At 71.5% G+C, this 16854-nt stretch carries 13 protein-coding genes and 1 pseudogene; 4 read left to right on the forward strand and 10 right to left on the reverse strand.

The window, feature by feature from the left end; genetic code table 11:
• Positions 1 to 4: 4 nt before the first annotated feature.
• Complete coding sequence (locus tag AB0K34_RS14465) at positions 5 to 1639, reverse strand: XRE family transcriptional regulator (RefSeq protein WP_240807359.1); 1635 nt, start codon at positions 1637 to 1639, stop codon at positions 5 to 7.
• A 384-nt stretch (positions 1640 to 2023) separates the two neighbouring features.
• On the opposite strand from AB0K34_RS14465, the gene AB0K34_RS14470 reads away from it, so the two are divergent.
• The 4 genes and pseudogenes from AB0K34_RS14470 to AB0K34_RS14485 all read left to right on the forward strand — a co-directional run bounded on the left by AB0K34_RS14470 (position 2024) and on the right by AB0K34_RS14485 (position 5724).
• Positions 2024 to 2329, forward strand: a complete 306-nt coding sequence (locus tag AB0K34_RS14470) for a hypothetical protein (protein WP_364548605.1) — start codon at positions 2024 to 2026, stop codon at positions 2327 to 2329.
• Positions 2330 to 2560: 231 nt separating this feature from the next.
• On the forward strand, positions 2561 to 3640 hold the full coding sequence (locus AB0K34_RS14475; protein WP_301174666.1) for a mechanosensitive ion channel family protein: 1080 nt from the start codon (positions 2561 to 2563) through the stop codon (positions 3638 to 3640).
• Positions 3641 to 3701: 61 nt separating this feature from the next.
• A pseudogene (locus tag AB0K34_RS14480) lies at positions 3702 to 4067 on the forward strand (globin); the annotation flags it as partial.
• Between the two features lie 73 nt (positions 4068 to 4140).
• Positions 4141 to 5724 (forward strand): glycoside hydrolase family 13 protein, encoded by a 1584-nt coding sequence (locus AB0K34_RS14485; protein ID WP_364548608.1) that lies wholly within the window; start codon positions 4141 to 4143, stop codon positions 5722 to 5724.
• Between the two features lie 96 nt (positions 5725 to 5820).
• On the opposite strand, the gene AB0K34_RS14490 is transcribed toward AB0K34_RS14485, so the two are convergent.
• The 9 genes from AB0K34_RS14490 to AB0K34_RS14530 all read right to left on the reverse strand — a co-directional run bounded on the left by AB0K34_RS14490 (position 5821) and on the right by AB0K34_RS14530 (position 16603).
• The gene (locus AB0K34_RS14490) at positions 5821 to 7230 is read right to left on the reverse strand and encodes a S28 family serine protease (RefSeq protein ID WP_364548611.1); all 1410 of its coding nucleotides are present in this window, start codon (positions 7228 to 7230) and stop codon (positions 5821 to 5823) included.
• A 251-nt stretch (positions 7231 to 7481) separates the two neighbouring features.
• On the reverse strand, positions 7482 to 8075 hold the full coding sequence (locus AB0K34_RS14495) for a GNAT family protein (protein WP_364548614.1): 594 nt from the start codon (positions 8073 to 8075) through the stop codon (positions 7482 to 7484).
• Positions 8072 to 8503, reverse strand: coding sequence for a thioesterase family protein (locus AB0K34_RS14500; protein ID WP_138635575.1), 432 nt, complete (start codon positions 8501 to 8503; stop codon positions 8072 to 8074). Before AB0K34_RS14500 ends, AB0K34_RS14495 begins: the two co-directional genes overlap by 4 nt.
• 56 nt (positions 8504 to 8559) lie before the next feature.
• Positions 8560 to 9888 carry an enolase C-terminal domain-like protein gene (locus tag AB0K34_RS14505; RefSeq protein WP_364548617.1) on the reverse strand — a complete coding sequence of 443 codons (1329 nt, stop codon included), beginning with the start codon at positions 9886 to 9888 and terminating at the stop codon, positions 8560 to 8562.
• A complete protein-coding gene (locus AB0K34_RS14510; protein WP_364548620.1) occupies positions 9885 to 11357 on the reverse strand; it encodes an aldehyde dehydrogenase (NADP(+)) in 1473 nt (490 codons plus the stop codon). The genes AB0K34_RS14505 and AB0K34_RS14510 overlap by 4 nt, the downstream gene beginning before the upstream one ends.
• A gap of 101 nt (positions 11358 to 11458) precedes the next feature.
• Positions 11459 to 12100 carry a hypothetical protein gene (locus AB0K34_RS14515; RefSeq protein WP_364548623.1) on the reverse strand — a complete coding sequence of 214 codons (642 nt, stop codon included), beginning with the start codon at positions 12098 to 12100 and terminating at the stop codon, positions 11459 to 11461.
• Complete coding sequence (locus AB0K34_RS14520) at positions 12097 to 12573, reverse strand: sigma factor-like helix-turn-helix DNA-binding protein (RefSeq protein ID WP_364548626.1); 477 nt, start codon at positions 12571 to 12573, stop codon at positions 12097 to 12099. The genes AB0K34_RS14515 and AB0K34_RS14520 overlap by 4 nt, the downstream gene beginning before the upstream one ends.
• A gap of 1009 nt (positions 12574 to 13582) precedes the next feature.
• Positions 13583 to 15247, reverse strand: coding sequence for an energy-dependent translational throttle protein EttA (gene ettA / locus AB0K34_RS14525; RefSeq protein ID WP_138642192.1), 1665 nt, complete (start codon positions 15245 to 15247; stop codon positions 13583 to 13585).
• 66 nt (positions 15248 to 15313) lie between these two features.
• On the reverse strand, positions 15314 to 16603 hold the full coding sequence (locus AB0K34_RS14530; RefSeq protein WP_364548630.1) for a GGDEF domain-containing protein: 1290 nt from the start codon (positions 16601 to 16603) through the stop codon (positions 15314 to 15316).
• Between the last annotated feature and the right edge of the window lie 251 nt (positions 16604 to 16854).

The following is a 16854-nucleotide window of genomic DNA, read 5'->3' on the forward strand; positions in this document are numbered from 1 at the left end:
CCGGTCAGACCTGCTCGGCCGGCGGCGCGGTGACGGGACTCTTGATCGAAGGGCCGGAGAGCGCCTCGTAGAAGTCCTTGAGCGCCGGTATCTCGCCGTGCTTGGCCGAGACGGCCGCGCCGATCTGGCGGGCGCGGTGCACGAGGATGTCGCTGCGGTGGTCGGCGGGCAGGTCGAGGATGGCCTCCCGGCCGGCCACGAGCGCGGCGTCGGGGTGGCCGGCGTGGAGCTTGCACATCGCGCGGTCGAGGCGCACCAGGGTCAGGTCGACGCGGTCGGTGGGCGAATAGAGGGTGAGGGCGTGGCTCAGCACCTCGTCGCCGTGCTTGTGGTCGCCGAGGTTGGTGAACGTGTCGCCCTCGTAGAAGGCCATCTGCCGGTCGGTGAACCCGAACACCAGGTCGCCGGTGTCGGTCTTGGACAACTGGTCGAACACCGAGCGCCCCCGGACGAGGGCGCGGCGGGCGCTCGGGGCGGCGTCGCCGCGGCCGCGCAGCGCGAGCATGCCGAGCGCGCGGGCCTCCACGGCGGGGGCCATCGCGGCGGCGACGCCGGGCGTCCGGCCGGCGAGGTCCTGGGCCTTGCGGGCCAGGTGCAGCGCCTCGCGCGGGTCGCCGTAGTACATCGGCACGAGCGACTCGCGGACGGTCACCCAGGCGCGCAGCTGCCGGTCGCCGGTCTCGTCGGCGGCGGTGCGCGCGGTCCGGAAGAAGGAGCGGGCCAGCCGGTGGTCGCCCAGGTTGATCATGATCAGCCCGGACAGCCCGGACAGCTGCGCCGCGATCCGGCACAGCCGCTCCTGCAGTTCCACCGGCTGCCGCTTGTCGCACATGCGCCGCACCTCGCTGAAGTCCAGCAGGACGTCGCAGAGCATCCGCAGCGAGGGAGTCGCCTGGTACTGCCGGCCGTAGCCGTAGGTCGTCTCCTCCCACTGGTCGAGCATGGTCGGCGAGACGGTCGCGCCGACGAGGGTGTCGTCCATCTTGCGGCGCAGGTTGTCGACGGCCCCAAGGAACTGACCGTCGAGCGCCACGCCCGCTCCGGCCAGCAACTGCAGAAGGGTCCTACGAAGCACGATGTCCTCCTCTCCCACATCAATGGTCAGGGGGCCTTCGGCGCGGTCGGGGCCCCGTACGTCGTTGACGGTGATCCAGGGGCGCTCCTCGCCCCTGGGAACGATCGCCCCGACGAGCGCGTCGGGGTCGGCCGCCGGGCGCCGCTCCGGGGCGCGCGGCGGGGGGACGCTCGGAACCCCCGTGCGGGCCGCGTGGCCGCGGCCGCAGATGCAGGGGCTCTGGTAGTCGAGCGCGTCGGGCTCCACCCGGTAGACGGCGCACAGGTAGTGCAGGTACTCGGGACCGGGCCGCTTGTACCCGCTCTCGTAGGCCGACAGCAGCGTCTCCCCAAGCCGGGGAGGCGGCTTGCCGTCGACCTCGTACAGCGCCCTGACCTGCGCCACGATGTCGGACAGCGCGACACCGTGGGCAAGGCGGTGCGCCTTGATCCGGCTGGTGCCGAACAGCGGCCCGCACTGCTCGTGGATGTCCTGCGCGATCTGGACCGGGCCCTGGCCGCGGGCCAGGGCGTGCGCGCGGATCCGGCGGGCGACTTCCGTCTCTTTCCGGGGGGGATCCGACATCGACTCCGGCCTCCTCACCGTCGGGCCGGGACGCCGTTCCCCCGGGGGGAGGGCGGTCGTCCCTGCCACGGCGACCGGTCACTAGATGGCCACGACAGATAACCTTTCGCGCACGCAGCGTAACCCTCGTCACATTGGCCGCCAAGCGGTTTCGCAGAAGAAGCACCGGCCGGAGGACGCCTCACCCCCTGCGGGTAGAGATTCTTCCTCCGGAGGAGGGGCCCCTTCCTCTGAGGTGGGGTAATCCGGTACTTCGCCGGACGACCGCCCCCTTGACCCGCCAGTGTGAGAGTTGCAATTCTCGCCGCGAGTGACCGGACGGATCCAGAGAGTCGATCATCCGCCCCGGTCCGGTCGACGTCCGGTGCTCGCCATGGAGGGGGTGTGAAGGTGGTCAGCGACAGACGCGTCGCCTACCTCGAGGAGCTGGAGCAGGAACTCGACACGCAGGGCCTGGTCGCCCGCGTCGTCCGCACCCGCTCGGGGCCGGCCTTCCTGCGGGTGGTGAACCCCGAGGCCGCGAGCCTCGCCGAGGACGTGACCTGCGCGCCGGCCCCCGAGACCAAGGACCACTACTTCTGGTGGTCGTGGGGCGAGCGCATGCACCGGGTGGACGACGTCGGCGGCGCCGCGATGAAGCTGGCGCACGTCCTGCAGCCGCTCTCCCGGGAGGTCGGCTCCCGCCCCTGAGACCGGGCGTGTCCCGCGGTCCGCGGCCGGAACGGCGCGGCAGCCGCCGGCCGCGGGACACGTTCGCCCGGACAGCCCCTCCCCGGCCGCGCCTCCCGGGCTCCGTCCGGACGGCGCCTCGTCCGGCGGCGTACGAACCGGTCGGAAACGTCCCCTACGATCGGCTCGTGCCCGCCGCGGGTCCACAGCGAGGTGCCGAGGCACCACAATTGGCCGGGGAGGGTCTGCACCATGTCATTCGCCGCGTCGTCTCTTGCCGCCTCGCCGCTCGCCGGGCCGCTCGCCGGAGCGCTCGGGGTGCCGGCCGCGCCCACCGCGGCGCCCGGCGGCGAGCCGCTGCTCCCCTGGGCCGACAAGGGGTCCCCGGAGACGGCCTGCGGCGACCCGGACCCGACGACGGCGTGCCGGCTCGTCTGGAACATCTCGCACAACACCGACTTCACCAAGTTCTTCGCGACGTGGCTGGACAAGCCGCTCACCACGCTGCTGCTGATCATCATCACCTTCGTGGTCGCGCTGATCGTGAAGAACATCGCGCACCGCATGATCACCAAGGTGACGCTGCGGATGGCCGAGGGGACGATGTCGGAGCGGGCCCGCGAACGGGCCCGGACGGTCTTCGAGGGCAGCCCCGCCCTGCTGAACAAGCGGCGCGCCCAGCGCGCGCAGACGCTCGGCTCGGTGCTGCGCTCGATCGCGTCCGTCCTGATCATGGGGACGGCGCTGTTCAGCATCCTCGGCTCGCTCGGCCTCAACCTGGCGCCCATCCTGGCCAGCGCCAGCGTCATCGGCGTCGCGGTCGGGTTCGGCGCGCAGAACATCGTCAAGGACCTGCTCGCCGGGCTGTTCATGCTGCTGGAGGACCAGTACGGCGTCGGCGACTTCATCGACGTGGGCAGCGCGAAGGGGACGGTCGAGGCCGTCACGCTGCGGGTCACCCGGATGCGGGACGTCAACGGCGTCGTCTGGTACGTCCCGAACGGCGAGATCAAGAAGGTCGGGAACGAGTCGCAGAACTGGGGGCGGGCCGTCCTCGACATCCCGGTCGACATCCACGAGGACACCGAGAAGGTCAAGGAGATCCTGCAGGCCACCGCCGACGAGATGGCCGCCGACACCGCCTGGAAGGACCTCGTCCTGGAGCAGCCGTCGGTGTGGGGCGTGCAGGCCCTCGCGGGCGACGCGATCGTGATCCGCGTGGTGCTGAAGACCGCGCCGGGCAAGCAGGGCGACATCGCCCGCGAGCTGCGCGAACGCGTCAAGCGCTCGTTCGATGAGGCGGGCGTCACGGTGGCCACGCCGGCGCCGTAGGCGATCAAGGTGAGGATCGGGACGCATCTCACATATGGTGGGGAGCGCTATGGCTGAACAGGTGACTTTCTACGAGGCGGTCGGTGGTGAGGCGACCTTCCATCGGCTGGTGCACCGCTTCTACCAGGGCGTCGCCGAGGACCCCGAACTCCGGCCCATGTACCCGGAGGAGGATCTCGGCCCCGCCGAGGAGCGGCTGCGGCTGTTCCTGATCCAGTACTGGGGCGGTCCGAACACCTACAGCCAGCGGCGCGGGCATCCGCGGCTGCGGATGCGGCACGTGCCGTTCGTCATCGACGAGGCCCAGCGCGACCGGTGGCTGAAGCACATGCGGGACGCGGTGGAGGAGCTGGAGCTGCCCGAGCCGCTGGAGAAGCAGCTCTGGGACTACTTCACGATGGCGGCGCGGAGCCTGGTGAACACGCCCACGTGACCGGCCGGGCGCGGCCGTGCGGCGGCCGGGCGTGACCGCTGCGGGGTAATCGGGTAGATCGCGGTGTATGACGCGAATCCCGTGGTGGCGCGACGCCGTCGTGTACGAGATCTACGTCCGCAGTTTCGCCGACGCCGACGGGAACGGTGAAGGCGACCTCCAGGGGATCCGGTCCCGGCTCGGCCATCTGCGCGACCTCGGCGTGGACGCCCTGTGGCTCACCCCCTTCTACCGCTCGCCGCTGGCCGACGGCGGCTACGACGTGGCCGACTACCGCGACGTGGACCCCCGGTTCGGCACGCTGGACGACTTCGACGCGCTGGTCGCGGACGTGCACGCGCACGGGCTGCGGCTGATCGTCGACATCGTCCCGAACCACTCGTCCGACCGGCACCCCTGGTTCCAGGAGGCGCTCGCGGCGCCGCCGGGGTCGCCCGAGCGCGCGCGCTACATCTTCCGTCCCGGGCGGCCGGGCGAGCGCCCGGGCGAGGAGCAGCCGCCCAACGACTGGCCGTCCGCGTTCGGCGGCCCGGCCTGGACGCGGGTGGACGACGGAGCCGGCGGCGGCGAGTGGTACCTGCACCTGTACGCGCGCGAGCAGCCGGACTTCAACTGGCGCAACCCGGAGGTCCGGCACGAGTTCGAGGACGTCCTGCGCTTCTGGCTCGACCGGGGCGTGGACGGCTTCCGCATCGACGTCGCCGCCGGCCTGTTCAAGGACGAGTCCTTCGGCGACCTCGCCGGGCGGGACCGCCGCGTCGCGAACGGCCCGATCTACAGCCGTCCCGAGGTGCACGAGGTGTACCGCAAGTGGCGGCGGATCCTGGACGAGTACGGCGGCGACCGCATGGCCATAGGCGAGGTGTGGACGGACGGCCCCGAAGACCTCGCGCTCTATCTGCGTCCAGACGAACTTCACCAGGTGTTCCAGTTCGACCTGCAACTGGCTTCGTGGTCGGCGACGGCCTTCCGTGACGTGATCGACGCTGCGTTGAAGGCCGTCGCGCCTACCGGGGCCGCTCCCACATGGGTGCTGTCCAGTCACGACTCGATCCGCCACTTGACGCGGTATGAGCGGCCAGGGGGCATCCCCGGCATCGAGCGTGCGCGAGCCAAGGCCGCGCTACTGCTGCTCTTGTCGCTCCCAGGGTCGGCCTACCTGTACCAAGGCGAGGAACTGGGACTGCCCGAGGTGACGGACCTCCCCGACGAGGCCCGGCAGGACCCGATCTTCGAGCGGACGGGCGGGGAACTCGCCGGGCGGGACGGCTGCCGGGTCCCGCTGCCCTGGTCGGGCCGGGCCGAGCCGTTCGGGTTCTCCCCCGCCGGCGTCCGGCCGTGGCTGCCGATGCCGCCGGAGTGGGCGTCGATGACGGTGGAGGCGCAGGTTTCGGACCCGTCCTCCATGCTGCGGTGGTACCGGGAGGCGCTGGCGCTGCGGCGCCGCCTGGCGAACGACCTGCCCGAGGACCTGGAGTGGCTCGACTCCCCCGGCGGCGCGCTCTACTTCCGGCGCGGCCCGCTGACGTGCGCGCTCAACTGCGGCGAGAATCCGGTGCGCCTTCCGGCGGGCACCCCGCTCCTGACCAGCACCCCGCTCTACGGCGACCTGCTCCCCGGCAACACCGCCGCCTGGCTCCGGACGCCCTGAGAAGCCGCCAGAACGAAGAACGCGGTGCGCCGGGCCGTGCCAGGGATCAGAGCACGGACCGGCGCACCGCGGGCCTTCACCGGCGGGAAGGGCCGGTTACATGGGCGGACGCTGGATCTGGAGCGGGTCGTCGGCGGGCGGCACCGCCTGGAAGGTCCGGGCCTGCGACTCGACGCCGGCCCAGCGCTTGACGTCCGCGACCGCCGCGGCCTGCTCGTCGGCGGGCAGCTTGGCGATGAGGCGCGCGCTGTGGTTCATGCCGGGCGCGACGTAGACGGCCGAGTCGCGGCTGCCCCGTCCCAGGGTGAACGGCTCGGCGCCCCACGGGTCGTTGGCGCCGTACAGGAACAGCATGTGGTTGGAGTTGTTCCGCACCCAGCGGTCGATGTCGCGCATCGCGCTGCCCCGGTCGAACCGCATCGGGATGTCACGCGGGACGTAGGTGCGCGGCTGGTAGCTGTCCTCGTAGCGCAGCAGCGGCCGCAGGTGCTTGAACTTGGGCGACGGCCAGCCGAGCTGAGTGCCCGCCTGGTAGTAGTACGGAATGTACGGGGCGAGCCCTTGGTCGCTGTAGAACGACAGCCCGGAGATGGTGTCGAGCGTCTTGTAGATCTCGTCGTCAACGGCGTCCACCGGCGGCAGCGACGGGCAGTCGGACAGCAGGCTGTACTGGTAGAACGCCCACTCGTAGTCCATGACCGAGTTCTCGAAGGCGCGGTCCATCGAGCGCAGGATGGTGAAGGTCAGGCCCTGCTCGTCGGCGGCGGCCTTGAAGCGCTGGAGCATGGCGGGGCGGCGCTTGAGGAACTCGCGCGCGAGCGCCTTGACGTGGGCGCGGCACTGGGGGTCGTCCCCGACGGTCCGGAAGAACTCGTCGTAGGCGCGGTCGTCGTTGTTGTTGACGTCGTTGGGCGCCACGTAGACGACGCTGCCGTCGACGTCACCTGGGTAGAAGCGCTTGTGGTAGACGGCCGTCATGCCGCCCTTGCTGGCGCCGGTCGAGATCCACTTGCCCTTGTAGATGGTCTTGAGGGCCTTGATGAGCCGGTGCTCGTCGGTGGCGGCCTGCCAGATGTTGTCCTTGGACCAGTCGGTCGGCTCGGGACGGGACGGGGTGAAGTAGCGGTACTCGACCGAGATCTGGTTGCCGTCCACCAGGGCCGTGGGCTCGGACGTGAACATCACTTCGGGGGTGTCGTAGCCGCTGGTGTAGAGCACCATGGGCTTGTCGGCCGACTTGTGCTGCAGCATGATGCGCTGCTCGAACCACTGCCCCCAGGGCTTGCGGTGGTCGACGGGCTGGCGGTATTCGAGCCAGAACCAGCGGACCCCGGGAATCGTCGAGTCCTTCTCCGTCACCCGCATTCCGTGAATGGCCTTGAGCTGGGCCAGAATGTCGCCGGCCTGGGCCGCACCCGCCTGCGTGGTACCCGCCTGCGCGGTGATCGCCGCCTGCGCCGCCGTGGCTCCCGCGCCGGTCATTCCGGCGGCGAGCAGCAGTGCCATCGCTCCTCGTGAGACGCGCCGCATTATGCCCCTTTCACGTGGGTTCTCCACATTCGCGTCGCGACACTAGAGGGAGAAGAGGCCCTAAAACGGATTGCTGTGGTGCTTGTTACCTATCCGTGACGGCTCGGTTGTCACCGGGCGCGCCAGGACAGATCACCCTGCGGGCGGGTCACGCGAAGGGGCCGCAGAGGGTCACGTGAAGGGGGCGCGGAGAGGCCGCAGGGGTCACGTGGAGAGGGCGCAGAGGGTCACGCGGGCGGGGTCAGGGACACCCCGTCGTCCCACGGGGCCAGGCACTCGAAGAGGTGCTCGTCGTGCCAGCGCCCGTCCAGGTGGATGTGGCGGCGGGCCGTCCCGACGGGCGTGAAGCCGTTGTTGCGCAGGACGCGCTGGGACGCGTGGTTGTCGACCCTCGTGAAGGCTTCGACGCGGTGCAGGCGCAGCGCGCCGAACGCCACGTCCAGGGCCTGCCTCAGCGCCTCTGTGGCGACACCATGGCCGGCGTGCGCGCGCGCCACCCAGTAGCCGACGAAGCAGCACTGGAGTGGGCCGCGCAGGATGTTGTTGAGCGTGATCCGTCCGGCGATCTCACCGTCGACCAGGATCAGGCCGGGCCACATCTCCCCCAGCGCGTACGCCTCGATGAGGTCGTGCAGGTTGTCGCGCTGGGCGTCGACCGTGAAGTACGCGTCGTCGCGCTCCGGCTCCCACGGGCGCAGGTACTCTTGGTTCTCCCGGTACAGCGCGGCGAGCGCCTCCGCGTCCGCCATCTGGACGACGCGGAGCCGAACGCCCGGCTGGCGGCGATCCAGGGCGGGCTGGGGCCCGGCCAGCGCGGTCATGCGCTCGGCACCACGTAGCGCCCGATGAACTCGCGCTCCTCCGGCGTGAAGCGGCGCAGCCGGTTCGCCTCCACGTCGAACGCGACGAGCGTCGAGGTCGCCTCCGCGTACACGTTCTCGTCGTCGCGCACCTCGTAGGCGAGCTTGAACGAGGCGGCGCGGGCCTCGGTCACCCAGGTCTCCACCCGGATCGGGTAGACGGTCGGCAGCAGCGGCAGCCGGTAGTCGATCTCGTGCCGCGAGATCACCATCCCGCGGACGGGCTGCTCGCCCTTGCGCACCGGGTCGCCGTGGAACATCTCCAGCCGGGCGTCCTCCAGGTAGCCGAGGAACTTGACGTTGTTCACATGGCCCTGGGAGTCGATGTCGCCGAACCGGATGTTGAACTCGTAGACGTGCCGGTACTCGGCCGTAGGCGTCCGCTGCATGTCCTCGCCTGGGGATCGGGGAACCGGGGGTCGGCCCGATGTTACCCGCAGCCGATTCAGTCCCTCACGAGGCAGGGTCGCTTGCGGTCGAACGTCCAGCCCGGGATCAGGTACCGCATCGCCGCCTCGTCGTCCCGGTCGCCGAGCCCGTGGCGGACGTAGCGCCGGTGCGCCTCCTCCAGCCGATCCTCGTCGATCTCGACGCCGAGGCCCGGCGCGTCGGGCAGGCCGACGCGGCCGTCCACGATGCGGAGCGGGTCCGCGGTGAGGCGCTGGCCGTCCTGCCAGATCCAGTGCGTGTCGATCGCGGTGATCTCGCCGGGCGCGGCGGCGGCGACGTGGGTGAACATCGCCAGCGACACGTCGAAGTGGTTGTTGGAGTGCGAGCCCCAGGTCAGGCCCCACGCCTCGCAGAGCTGCGCCACCCGCACCGAGCCGCGCATCGTCCAGAAGTGCGGGTCGGCGAGCGGGATGTCCACCGCGTCCAGCCGGATCGCGTGGCCCAGCTCGCGCCAGTCGGTCGCGATCATGTTGGTGGCGGTGCGCAGGCCGGTCGCGCGGCGGAACTCCGCCATCGTCTCGCGTCCGGAATAGCCCAGTTCGGCGCCGCACGGGTCCTCGGCGTAGGCGAGGACGTCCTTGAGATCGTTGCCGACCCGGACGGCCTCGGCGAGCGACCACGCGCCGTTCGGGTCGAGGTTGATGCGGGCGTCCGGAAACCGCTCGGCGAGCGCCCGCACCGCCGCCGCCTCCTCGTCGGGCCGCAGCACGCCGCCCTTGAGCTTGAAGTCGGCGAACCCGTACCGCTCCCGCGCGGCCTCCGCCTGCCGGACGATCGCGTCCGGCGTCAGCGCCTCCTCGTGCCGCACCCGGAGCCAGCCGTCCGCGTCCTTCGGGGGCTCCCGGTAGGGAAGGTCCGTCTTGTTCCGGTCGCCGATGTAGAACAGGTAGCCCAGCATCGGGATCGAGCTGCGCTGGACGCCGTCGCCGAGCAGCGCCGCCACCGGCACGCCGAGGAACCGCCCCATCAGGTCCAGCAGCGCCGACTCGATCGCGGCCAGCGCGTGGACGGTGATCCGGGTGTCGTGCGTCAGCGGACCGCGCCCGCCCGCGTCCAGGTGCCCGAACGCGGCCCGGACGGAGTTCAGGATCTCGTCCGACCGGCCGAGGGGCCTGCCGACGATCAGCTCGCGGGCGTCCTCCAGCGTCCTGCGGATGCCCTCGCCGCCCGGCACCTCCCCGACCCCCGTGCTGCCGGACGAGTCGGTCAGCAGCAGCACGTTCCGGGTGAAGAACGGGCCGTGCGCCCCGCCCAGGTTGAGCAGCATGCTGTCGTGGCCCGCGACGGGCACGACCCGCATGCCGGTGACGACGGGCGTGCTCATCGGGGCGTCCCCTGGTAGGCGATCGGCCGCTGGAACCGCTCGATGGCGAGGCTGCCCACCGACGTCGTGCGCGCGTCGGACGTCGCCGGGTACGGGCCGCCGTGGACCATCGCGTGCCCGACCCTGACCCCGGTCGGCCAGCCGTCCCACACGATCCGGCCGGCCAGCCGCTCCACCACCGGCAGCAGCCGCGCCGCGTCGTCCCCGGCGCCGTGGATCGTCGCGGTCAGCTGGCCCTCCAGGCCCCGCGCCACGGCGATGACCTGGTCGAGGTCGTCGCAGCGGACCACCAGCGAGCAGGCGCCGAAAATCTCCTCCTGGAGGTCGGGGCCGAAGCGGGCGGCGTCCACGGCCGCGAGCGCGGCCCGGCAGCCGGCCGCCGCGTCGGGCTCCCGGCCGCGGGCGATGATCTCCACGTCCGGATGCCGGTCGAGCCGCGCGACGCCGTCGGCGTAGGCGCGGGCGATGCCCGGGGTGAGCATCGGCGCCCCCGGGTCGGCCTCGATCGCCTTGGCCGCCGCGTCCAGGAACGCGTCGAGATCCGCGCCCTTCACCGCGAAGACGAGCCCGGGGTTGGTGCAGAACTGCCCGGCGCCGAGCGTCACCGACCCGGCGAACCCCTCGGCCAGCTCACCGGCGCGCGCGGCCAGGGCGTCCGGCAGCAGGAACACCGGGTTGACGCTGCTCATCTCCGCGTAGACCGGGATCGGAACGGGCCGGCCCGCCGCCGCCCGCGCGATCGCCAGGCCCGCCTTCCGCGACCCGGTGAACCCGACCGCCCGGACGCGCGGGTCGGTGACGAGCGCGATGCCGAGCGTGGGCCCGTCGCCGTAGAGCATCGAGAACACGCCCTCGGGCAGGCCCGCCTCCCGGACGGCCTCCGACACCGCCGCCCCGACCAGCTCGCACGTCCCCGGGTGCGCGTCGTGCGCCTTCACGACGACCGGGCAGCCCGCCGCCAGCGCGGACGCGGTGTCGCCGCCGGCCACGGAGAACGCGAACGGGAAGTTGCTGGCGCCGAACACGACGACCGGCCCCAGCGGCACCCTGCCCTGCCGGATCTCGGGCCCGCCCTCGCCCGCCGGGTCGACGCTCGTGAACGGCTCGCCGCCGCGAAGGTCTCCCGCGAACAGCCGGAGCTGCCCCGTCGTCCGGCCGACCTCACCGGTGAGCCGCGCCACCGGAAGCCCGGTCTCCGCCGCCGCGCGCTCGACCAGGACGTCGCGCAGCGCGTCGAGCTTGGCAGCGATCGACTCCAGGAAGGCGGCGCGCTGCTCTGCCGTCGTCGCGCGGTAGGCGTCGAACGCCTCCTCTGCCAGGGCGCACGCGCGCTCCACATCGCCCTGGTCGCCGTAGCGGTACCCGGGATCGAGGTTCTCACCGGTGCGGGGATCGACGGCGGTGATCGCCCGCCCCGTGCCGGCGACGCGGTCGAAGCCGATCACCATGCGTCCGGTGAGCTGCGCCAAGGGTCCGTCCTCCTCCGTCAGGTCACGTCAAAACGGACCCTAGGAGACGGGAACGATACCTGTCCAACACGAAAAACGCATTGTTCGATGCACCCGAAGCATCAATCCTGGGCGAACGGATCGGTCACCGTGCCGGACGGCAGCGCGGCCGAGGCGCTCTTCAGCAACGCGACGAAGTCCGCCAGGCAGGTGATGCACCGCGCGGCATGGCGGCTCAGCTCCCGGATCCGCTCGTCGCTGAGCACCTCGTTCGCCGACGCCAGCTCGCGGACATGGGTACAGCGCGCCGGGGGTTCGCGCGGCAGCTCCTCCCGGCGGCCCGCGAACCCGGCCAGCAGCTCGTCGATCCGGTCGGCGGCCTCGGGATAGCCCGCGGCGTACGCCTCCGCATACGCCTGCGCCGCCTCGGTCACCAGATGCAGCTCCGCGCGCCCGCAGGCCCCGGCGAGCCGGTCGAGCGCGCGGCCGAGCCGCAGCGCGGCGTCGGCGTGGTCGCCGCCCGCCGCGACCCGAAACCAGCGGGCGGCCTCCACCAGGTTCCCGTCCGCCTCGTGGCGGCACCCCAGCTCGTACGCGGCCCGGTCGAGCTGGAGCGACGCGACGAACGCCGCGTGCCGCGCCCGCGCGATGTCGTCGCGCCGCCGGTACTCCTCCTCCACCTCCGCGAGCCCGACGGCGAACTCGGCCTCGGGCATGCCCGCGATCGCGGACGCCGCGGCGGCGAGGGCACCGTCCAGGGTCACGCGTCGACCTCCGCCGGCCGCACCATCCCCGCCAGCCGCCGCCGCGCCCGCTCCACATGCACCGCGGCGGCGGCCTCGCTCTCGTCCAGGATCTCCGCGACGTCCGGCATCGGGAACTCCAGCAGGCAGCGCAGCGCGACGGCCTCCCGCTGCCGGCGCGGCAGGCTCCGCACCGCCGCCATCAGGCCGTCCGGCCCGGCGCAGGCCATCTCGTCCAGCGAGGTGCACTGCTCGCGCGCCTTCGCCTGCCAGCGGCGCAGCAGGGTCGTCGCGATCCGGAACAGCCACACGCCCGGCTTCTCGCAGGTGACCAGCTCGCCCCACCCGCACCGCGCGGCGAGCATGCTCTCCCGCGCGACGTCCTCGACCCAGCGCCCGTCCGCCGTCTGCGCCCGCAGGTACCCGGTGAGCAGCGGCGCCCAGTGCCGGTGGAACGCGGGGAACGACGTCAGCGACTCCCGCTCCATGTTCATCGCGCCGCCCGCCCTGTCATCGTTGACCCGTCCACGAATCTCCTTTGCGGCACACAGGAACTGCTTTCACCCCAGTCTTACGCATAAAAGCGCCACCGTGGCTCACAATCCCCAACATCACCCGCCGAGATCCCGCCCCAGTGATCGAAAACACCAATGACCACTAGGTCACTCCACCCCTCCCCCCACCTGCACCGACACCCCCGAGAAAGATCATTAAGAATGGCCCCCGCCCCCGAACCCGACATTCGCCCAACACCACCACGAACCAAATTCGACTTCCCCTCCCCCACCACGAAACACCCCACAATCACGACCAAAACCCACCCGAACACCCGACAACCACAGACAAAGACACACCCGCAGAACGCGCCACCCAACAACCGCACCCCGAGCAAGGCCCCCTCGCCCCTGCGCGATCTCACACCCACGCATTGCCCCTAGCACGCCTCGCCATCGGCCACTCCGTGGTCGGGCGGTCTCTCCGTAGGCGCTGCTCGCTGACCCGAGAGCCAGACCTCACAGGCGCCCAAGCACAGCCGACGGGTTACGCCGGGCACATTCGCAGGCGAGAGCACAGGACAGCGAGCACCACGCGCGCGGGTTTCCACAGTGTGAGTGCGGGGCTAGGGCGCGCGCGGAGGGAGTGAGACGCCCGGGCAAGCATGAGTTTGGCCCCGGATCATGAGCGCAGAACCCACACACCGGAGGCGCGGGCCGCTCGGCCCCCACGAGCGGGGCGCAGGACTCCGGAGCATGAGAGCAGAACTCACGCACGGAAGGGCGCGAGCCTCTCGGGCTCGGCGACCGGGGCGCAGAGCTCTGAGCATGAGTGTGGAACCCGCGCGCGAAAGGCGGGTGGGCCGCTCGGGCGGGCACGTGGGAGGGCGCAGGGGCCGGAGTGTGGGGGCGGGGCTGGGGGGCCGAGGGTCTGGGGCTGATCGGGTGGGACGCGGCGGCCCCGTGAAGGGGTGCTTCACGGGGCCGTCGGGCGATACGGTGCGGGCCGTCAGTCGCGGGTGAGCTTGCGGTGCGTCACCCGGTGGGGGCGGGCGGCGTCCGCGCCCAGGCGCTCGATCTTGTTCTTCTCGTAGTCGGCGAAGTTGCCCTCGAACCAGAACCAGTTCGAGCCCTCTTCCCACGCGAGGATGTGGGTGGCGATGCGGTCCAGGAACCACCGGTCGTGCGAGGTGATCACGGCGCAGCCGGGGAATTCGAGGAGCGCGTTCTCCAGGCTGGACAGGGTCTCGGTGTCCAGGTCGTTGGTGGGCTCGTCCAGCAGGAGGACGTTGCCGCCCATCTTCAGCGTCAGCGCCAGGTTGAGGCGGTTGCGCTCGCCGCCGGACAGGACGCCCGCCGGCTTCTGCTGGTCGGGGCCCTTGAACCCGAACGCCGCGACATAGGCGCGGGACGGCATCTCGACCTGGCCGACGTTGATGTGGTCGAGACCGTCCGAGACGACCTCCCACACCGTCTTCTTGGCGTCGATGCCGCCGCGGCCCTGGTCGACGTAGGAGACCTTGACGGTCTCACCGAGGCGCAGCACGCCGGCGTCCGGCTGCTCCTCGCCGACGATCATGCGGAAGAGCGTGGTCTTGCCGACGCCGTTCGGGCCGATGACGCCGACGATGCCGTTCGGCGGCAGGTTGAACGACAGGTCGTCCATCAGCAGCCGGTCCTCGAAGCCCTTGGTGAGCTTGTCGGCGACGATGACCGTGTTGCCGAGGCGCGGGCCCGGCGGGATCTGGATCTCCTCGAAGTCCAGCTTGCGGGTCTTGGCGGCCTCCGCCGCCATCTCCTCGTAGCGCTCCAGGCGGGCCTTGCTCTTGGTCTGCCGCGCCTTCGGGTTGGAGCGGACCCACTCCAGCTCGTCCTGGAGGCGCTTCTTGCGCTTGGCGTCCTTGTTGCCCTCGACCTTCAGCCGGTCGGCCTTCTTCTCCAGGTACGTGGAGTAGTTGCCCTCATAGGGGTAGCAGCGGCCCCGGTCCAGTTCGAGGATCCAGGTGGCGACGTTGTCGAGGAAGTACCGGTCGTGCGTGACGGCCAGGACGGTGCCCTCGTACTTGGCGAGGAACTGCTCCAGCCACTGCACGCTCTCGGCGTCCAGGTGGTTGGTGGGCTCGTCCAGCAGCAGCAGGTCGGGCGCTTCGAGCAGGAGCTTGCACAGCGCGACGCGCCGGCGCTCACCACCCGACAGCTTCGAGACCTCGGCGTCGCCGGGCGGGCAGCGCAGCGCGTCCATCGCCTGCTCGAGCTGGCTGTCGAGGTCCCACGCGTTGCGGTGGTCGAGCTGCTCCTGGAGCTTGCCCATCTCCTCCATCAGCTCGTCGGAGTAGTCCGTCGCCATCTTCTCGGCGATCTCGTTGAACCGGTCGACCATCGCCTTGGTCTCGGCGACGCCCTCCTGCACGTTCCCGAGGACGTCCTTCTCCTCGTTCAGCGGCGGCTCCTGCTGGAGCATGCCGACGGTGAACCCCGGCATCAGGCGCGCGTCGCCGTTGGAGGGCTGTTCCAGACCGGCCATCATCCGCAGCAGCGTCGACTTACCGGTGCCGTTCGGCCCCAGGACGCCGATCTTCGCGCCCGGGAGGAAATGCAGGGTGACGTCGTCGAGGACGACCTTGTCGCCATGTGCCTTGCGCACACGCTGCATCGTGTAGATGTACTCGGCCATATCCTCAAGCCTAGAGGGTCCTGGGACCGCTTCGGCGCCCCTCGGCGCGGCCCGCGCGGGGCCGCCTCAGCCGCCCGCGGTCTTGGGGCCGTCCAGGGCGGGGAGGCAGACCCGGTCGCGGCCGGACGACTTGGCGCGGTACAGGGCGAGATCGGCGGCGGCGAGCAGCTCCAGAAGGTCTTGGCCGTGGGTGCGGAAGAGGGCGACGCCCACCGAGACCGTGACCGTGACCGTGCCCTCCTCGGCGGGCACCGCGAGCCTGCGGACCCGGCCCCGGAGCCGCTCCGCGACCCGGCACGCCTCCACGGTGTCGGCGCCCGGCAGCAGCACCACGAACTCCTCGCCGCCGAACCTCCCCACCACGTCGTAGTCGCGCAGCTGGTGGCACAGGGTGCTGGCCACCCCCACAAGCACCTGATCGCCGATCAGGTGGCCGTGCGTGTCGTTGACCCGCTTGAAGTGGTCGATGTCGATCAGCAGCAGGGCGACGGCGTCGTGGGTGCGCTGCGCCCGGGACAGCTCGGTGTCGGCCTCCCGCTGCCAGGCCGACGCGTTCAGCAGGCCCGTCTTCGCGTCCGTGCGCGCGGCGGCCTGGAGCTGCTGGTGCATCAGGCTGCGCTGCAGCAGCATCACGGGGGGCAGCGCCAGCAGGAGCAGGCCCAGCGACAGGGCGCTGGTGATCGCCACGATGACGCCGACGCAGAGCTCGACCACGTCCAGCAGCAGGCTCTCGCGGTTCCACAGGACGTCCCGCCAGCGGCTCTCGGGGTTCGCCGCGTGCGCCGCGACCGCGACGATCGCCGTGTTCACCACGGTGAACAGCGCCGCGCACCCGACGGCGGCCGGGATGCCCGGGTAGGGCTCGACGACCCACTGCGGCGCCCCCTGCAGCGGTTCGGGCACCACCAGGTGGAACACCTCGGACGCGCACGCCCCGGCGATGCCGAGCGCGCCGGCCACGATCGCCCGCCGGTAGATCAGCGTGCGGCGCACCCGGAACTGCAGCAGCGCCTGCAGCGGTATCGGGAGCAGCAGCGCGTACAACGGCGGCAGCAGGAGCGCCACCGGCAGCCACCAGGCCGACAGCAGGTCACGCGCCACGCCGGCCGGCATGCCGAGCCGCCGGGTCGCCTCGATGCACATGGCCCCGCACGCCAGCAGGGCCGCGAACGTCACCAGCTCGTCGCCCCGGTACGGGGTCTCCACCAGCCCGGCGACGATGAGCCCGAGGTGGACGGCGACGACCACCGGCACGTAGACCACGAGCAGGGTCGGACGCCCCGGTCGTACCCGGCGCCCGGGCTTGCCGGCCAGCTCCCCACCATGGTCCTCGGCGGACGACTGCACTGCCGTCATCCTTCCCCCTTACGCGCATCACGTTGTGTAACACGATAGTTGCAACGTGTGCGGAACGGGCGTGAAACAGGTACGTTCGGGAAGGCACATGCGGGTGACCGTTCCGGGCACCGGCATCAGGGCCCGCGGATTCGCGGTGCTCAGCACATCCTGAGGGGGAAATCGTCATGCGCGGCATTTCCTGGATCTGACCAGGCCGCAGAACCCCGACGGCGCGGGGGCGCCGACCGGCGACCACGCCGGCCACGCCC

Source organism: Actinomadura sp. NPDC049382 (genome assembly GCF_040677125.1).
Taxonomy (GTDB): Bacteria; Actinomycetota; Actinomycetes; order Streptosporangiales; family Streptosporangiaceae; genus Spirillospora; species Spirillospora geliboluensis.

Coding starts and splice junctions, on each gene's coding strand:
- AB0K34_RS14465 (WP_240807359.1), bottom strand. CDS start 1,639: ATGTCGGATCCCCCCCGGAAAGAGACGGAAGTCGCCCGCCGGATCCGC.
- AB0K34_RS14475 (WP_301174666.1), top strand. CDS start 2,561: ATGTCATTCGCCGCGTCGTCTCTTGCCGCCTCGCCGCTCGCCGGGCCG.
- AB0K34_RS14485 (WP_364548608.1), top strand. CDS start 4,141: ATGACGCGAATCCCGTGGTGGCGCGACGCCGTCGTGTACGAGATCTAC.
- AB0K34_RS14490 (WP_364548611.1), bottom strand. CDS start 7,230: ATGGCACTGCTGCTCGCCGCCGGAATGACCGGCGCGGGAGCCACGGCG.
- AB0K34_RS14495 (WP_364548614.1), bottom strand. CDS start 8,075: ATGACCGCGCTGGCCGGGCCCCAGCCCGCCCTGGATCGCCGCCAGCCG.
- AB0K34_RS14500 (WP_138635575.1), bottom strand. CDS start 8,503: ATGCAGCGGACGCCTACGGCCGAGTACCGGCACGTCTACGAGTTCAAC.
- AB0K34_RS14505 (WP_364548617.1), bottom strand. CDS start 9,888: ATGAGCACGCCCGTCGTCACCGGCATGCGGGTCGTGCCCGTCGCGGGC.
- AB0K34_RS14520 (WP_364548626.1), bottom strand. CDS start 12,573: ATGAACATGGAGCGGGAGTCGCTGACGTCGTTCCCCGCGTTCCACCGG.
- ettA (WP_138642192.1), bottom strand. CDS start 15,247: ATGGCCGAGTACATCTACACGATGCAGCGTGTGCGCAAGGCACATGGC.
- AB0K34_RS14530 (WP_364548630.1), bottom strand. CDS start 16,603: ATGACGGCAGTGCAGTCGTCCGCCGAGGACCATGGTGGGGAGCTGGCC.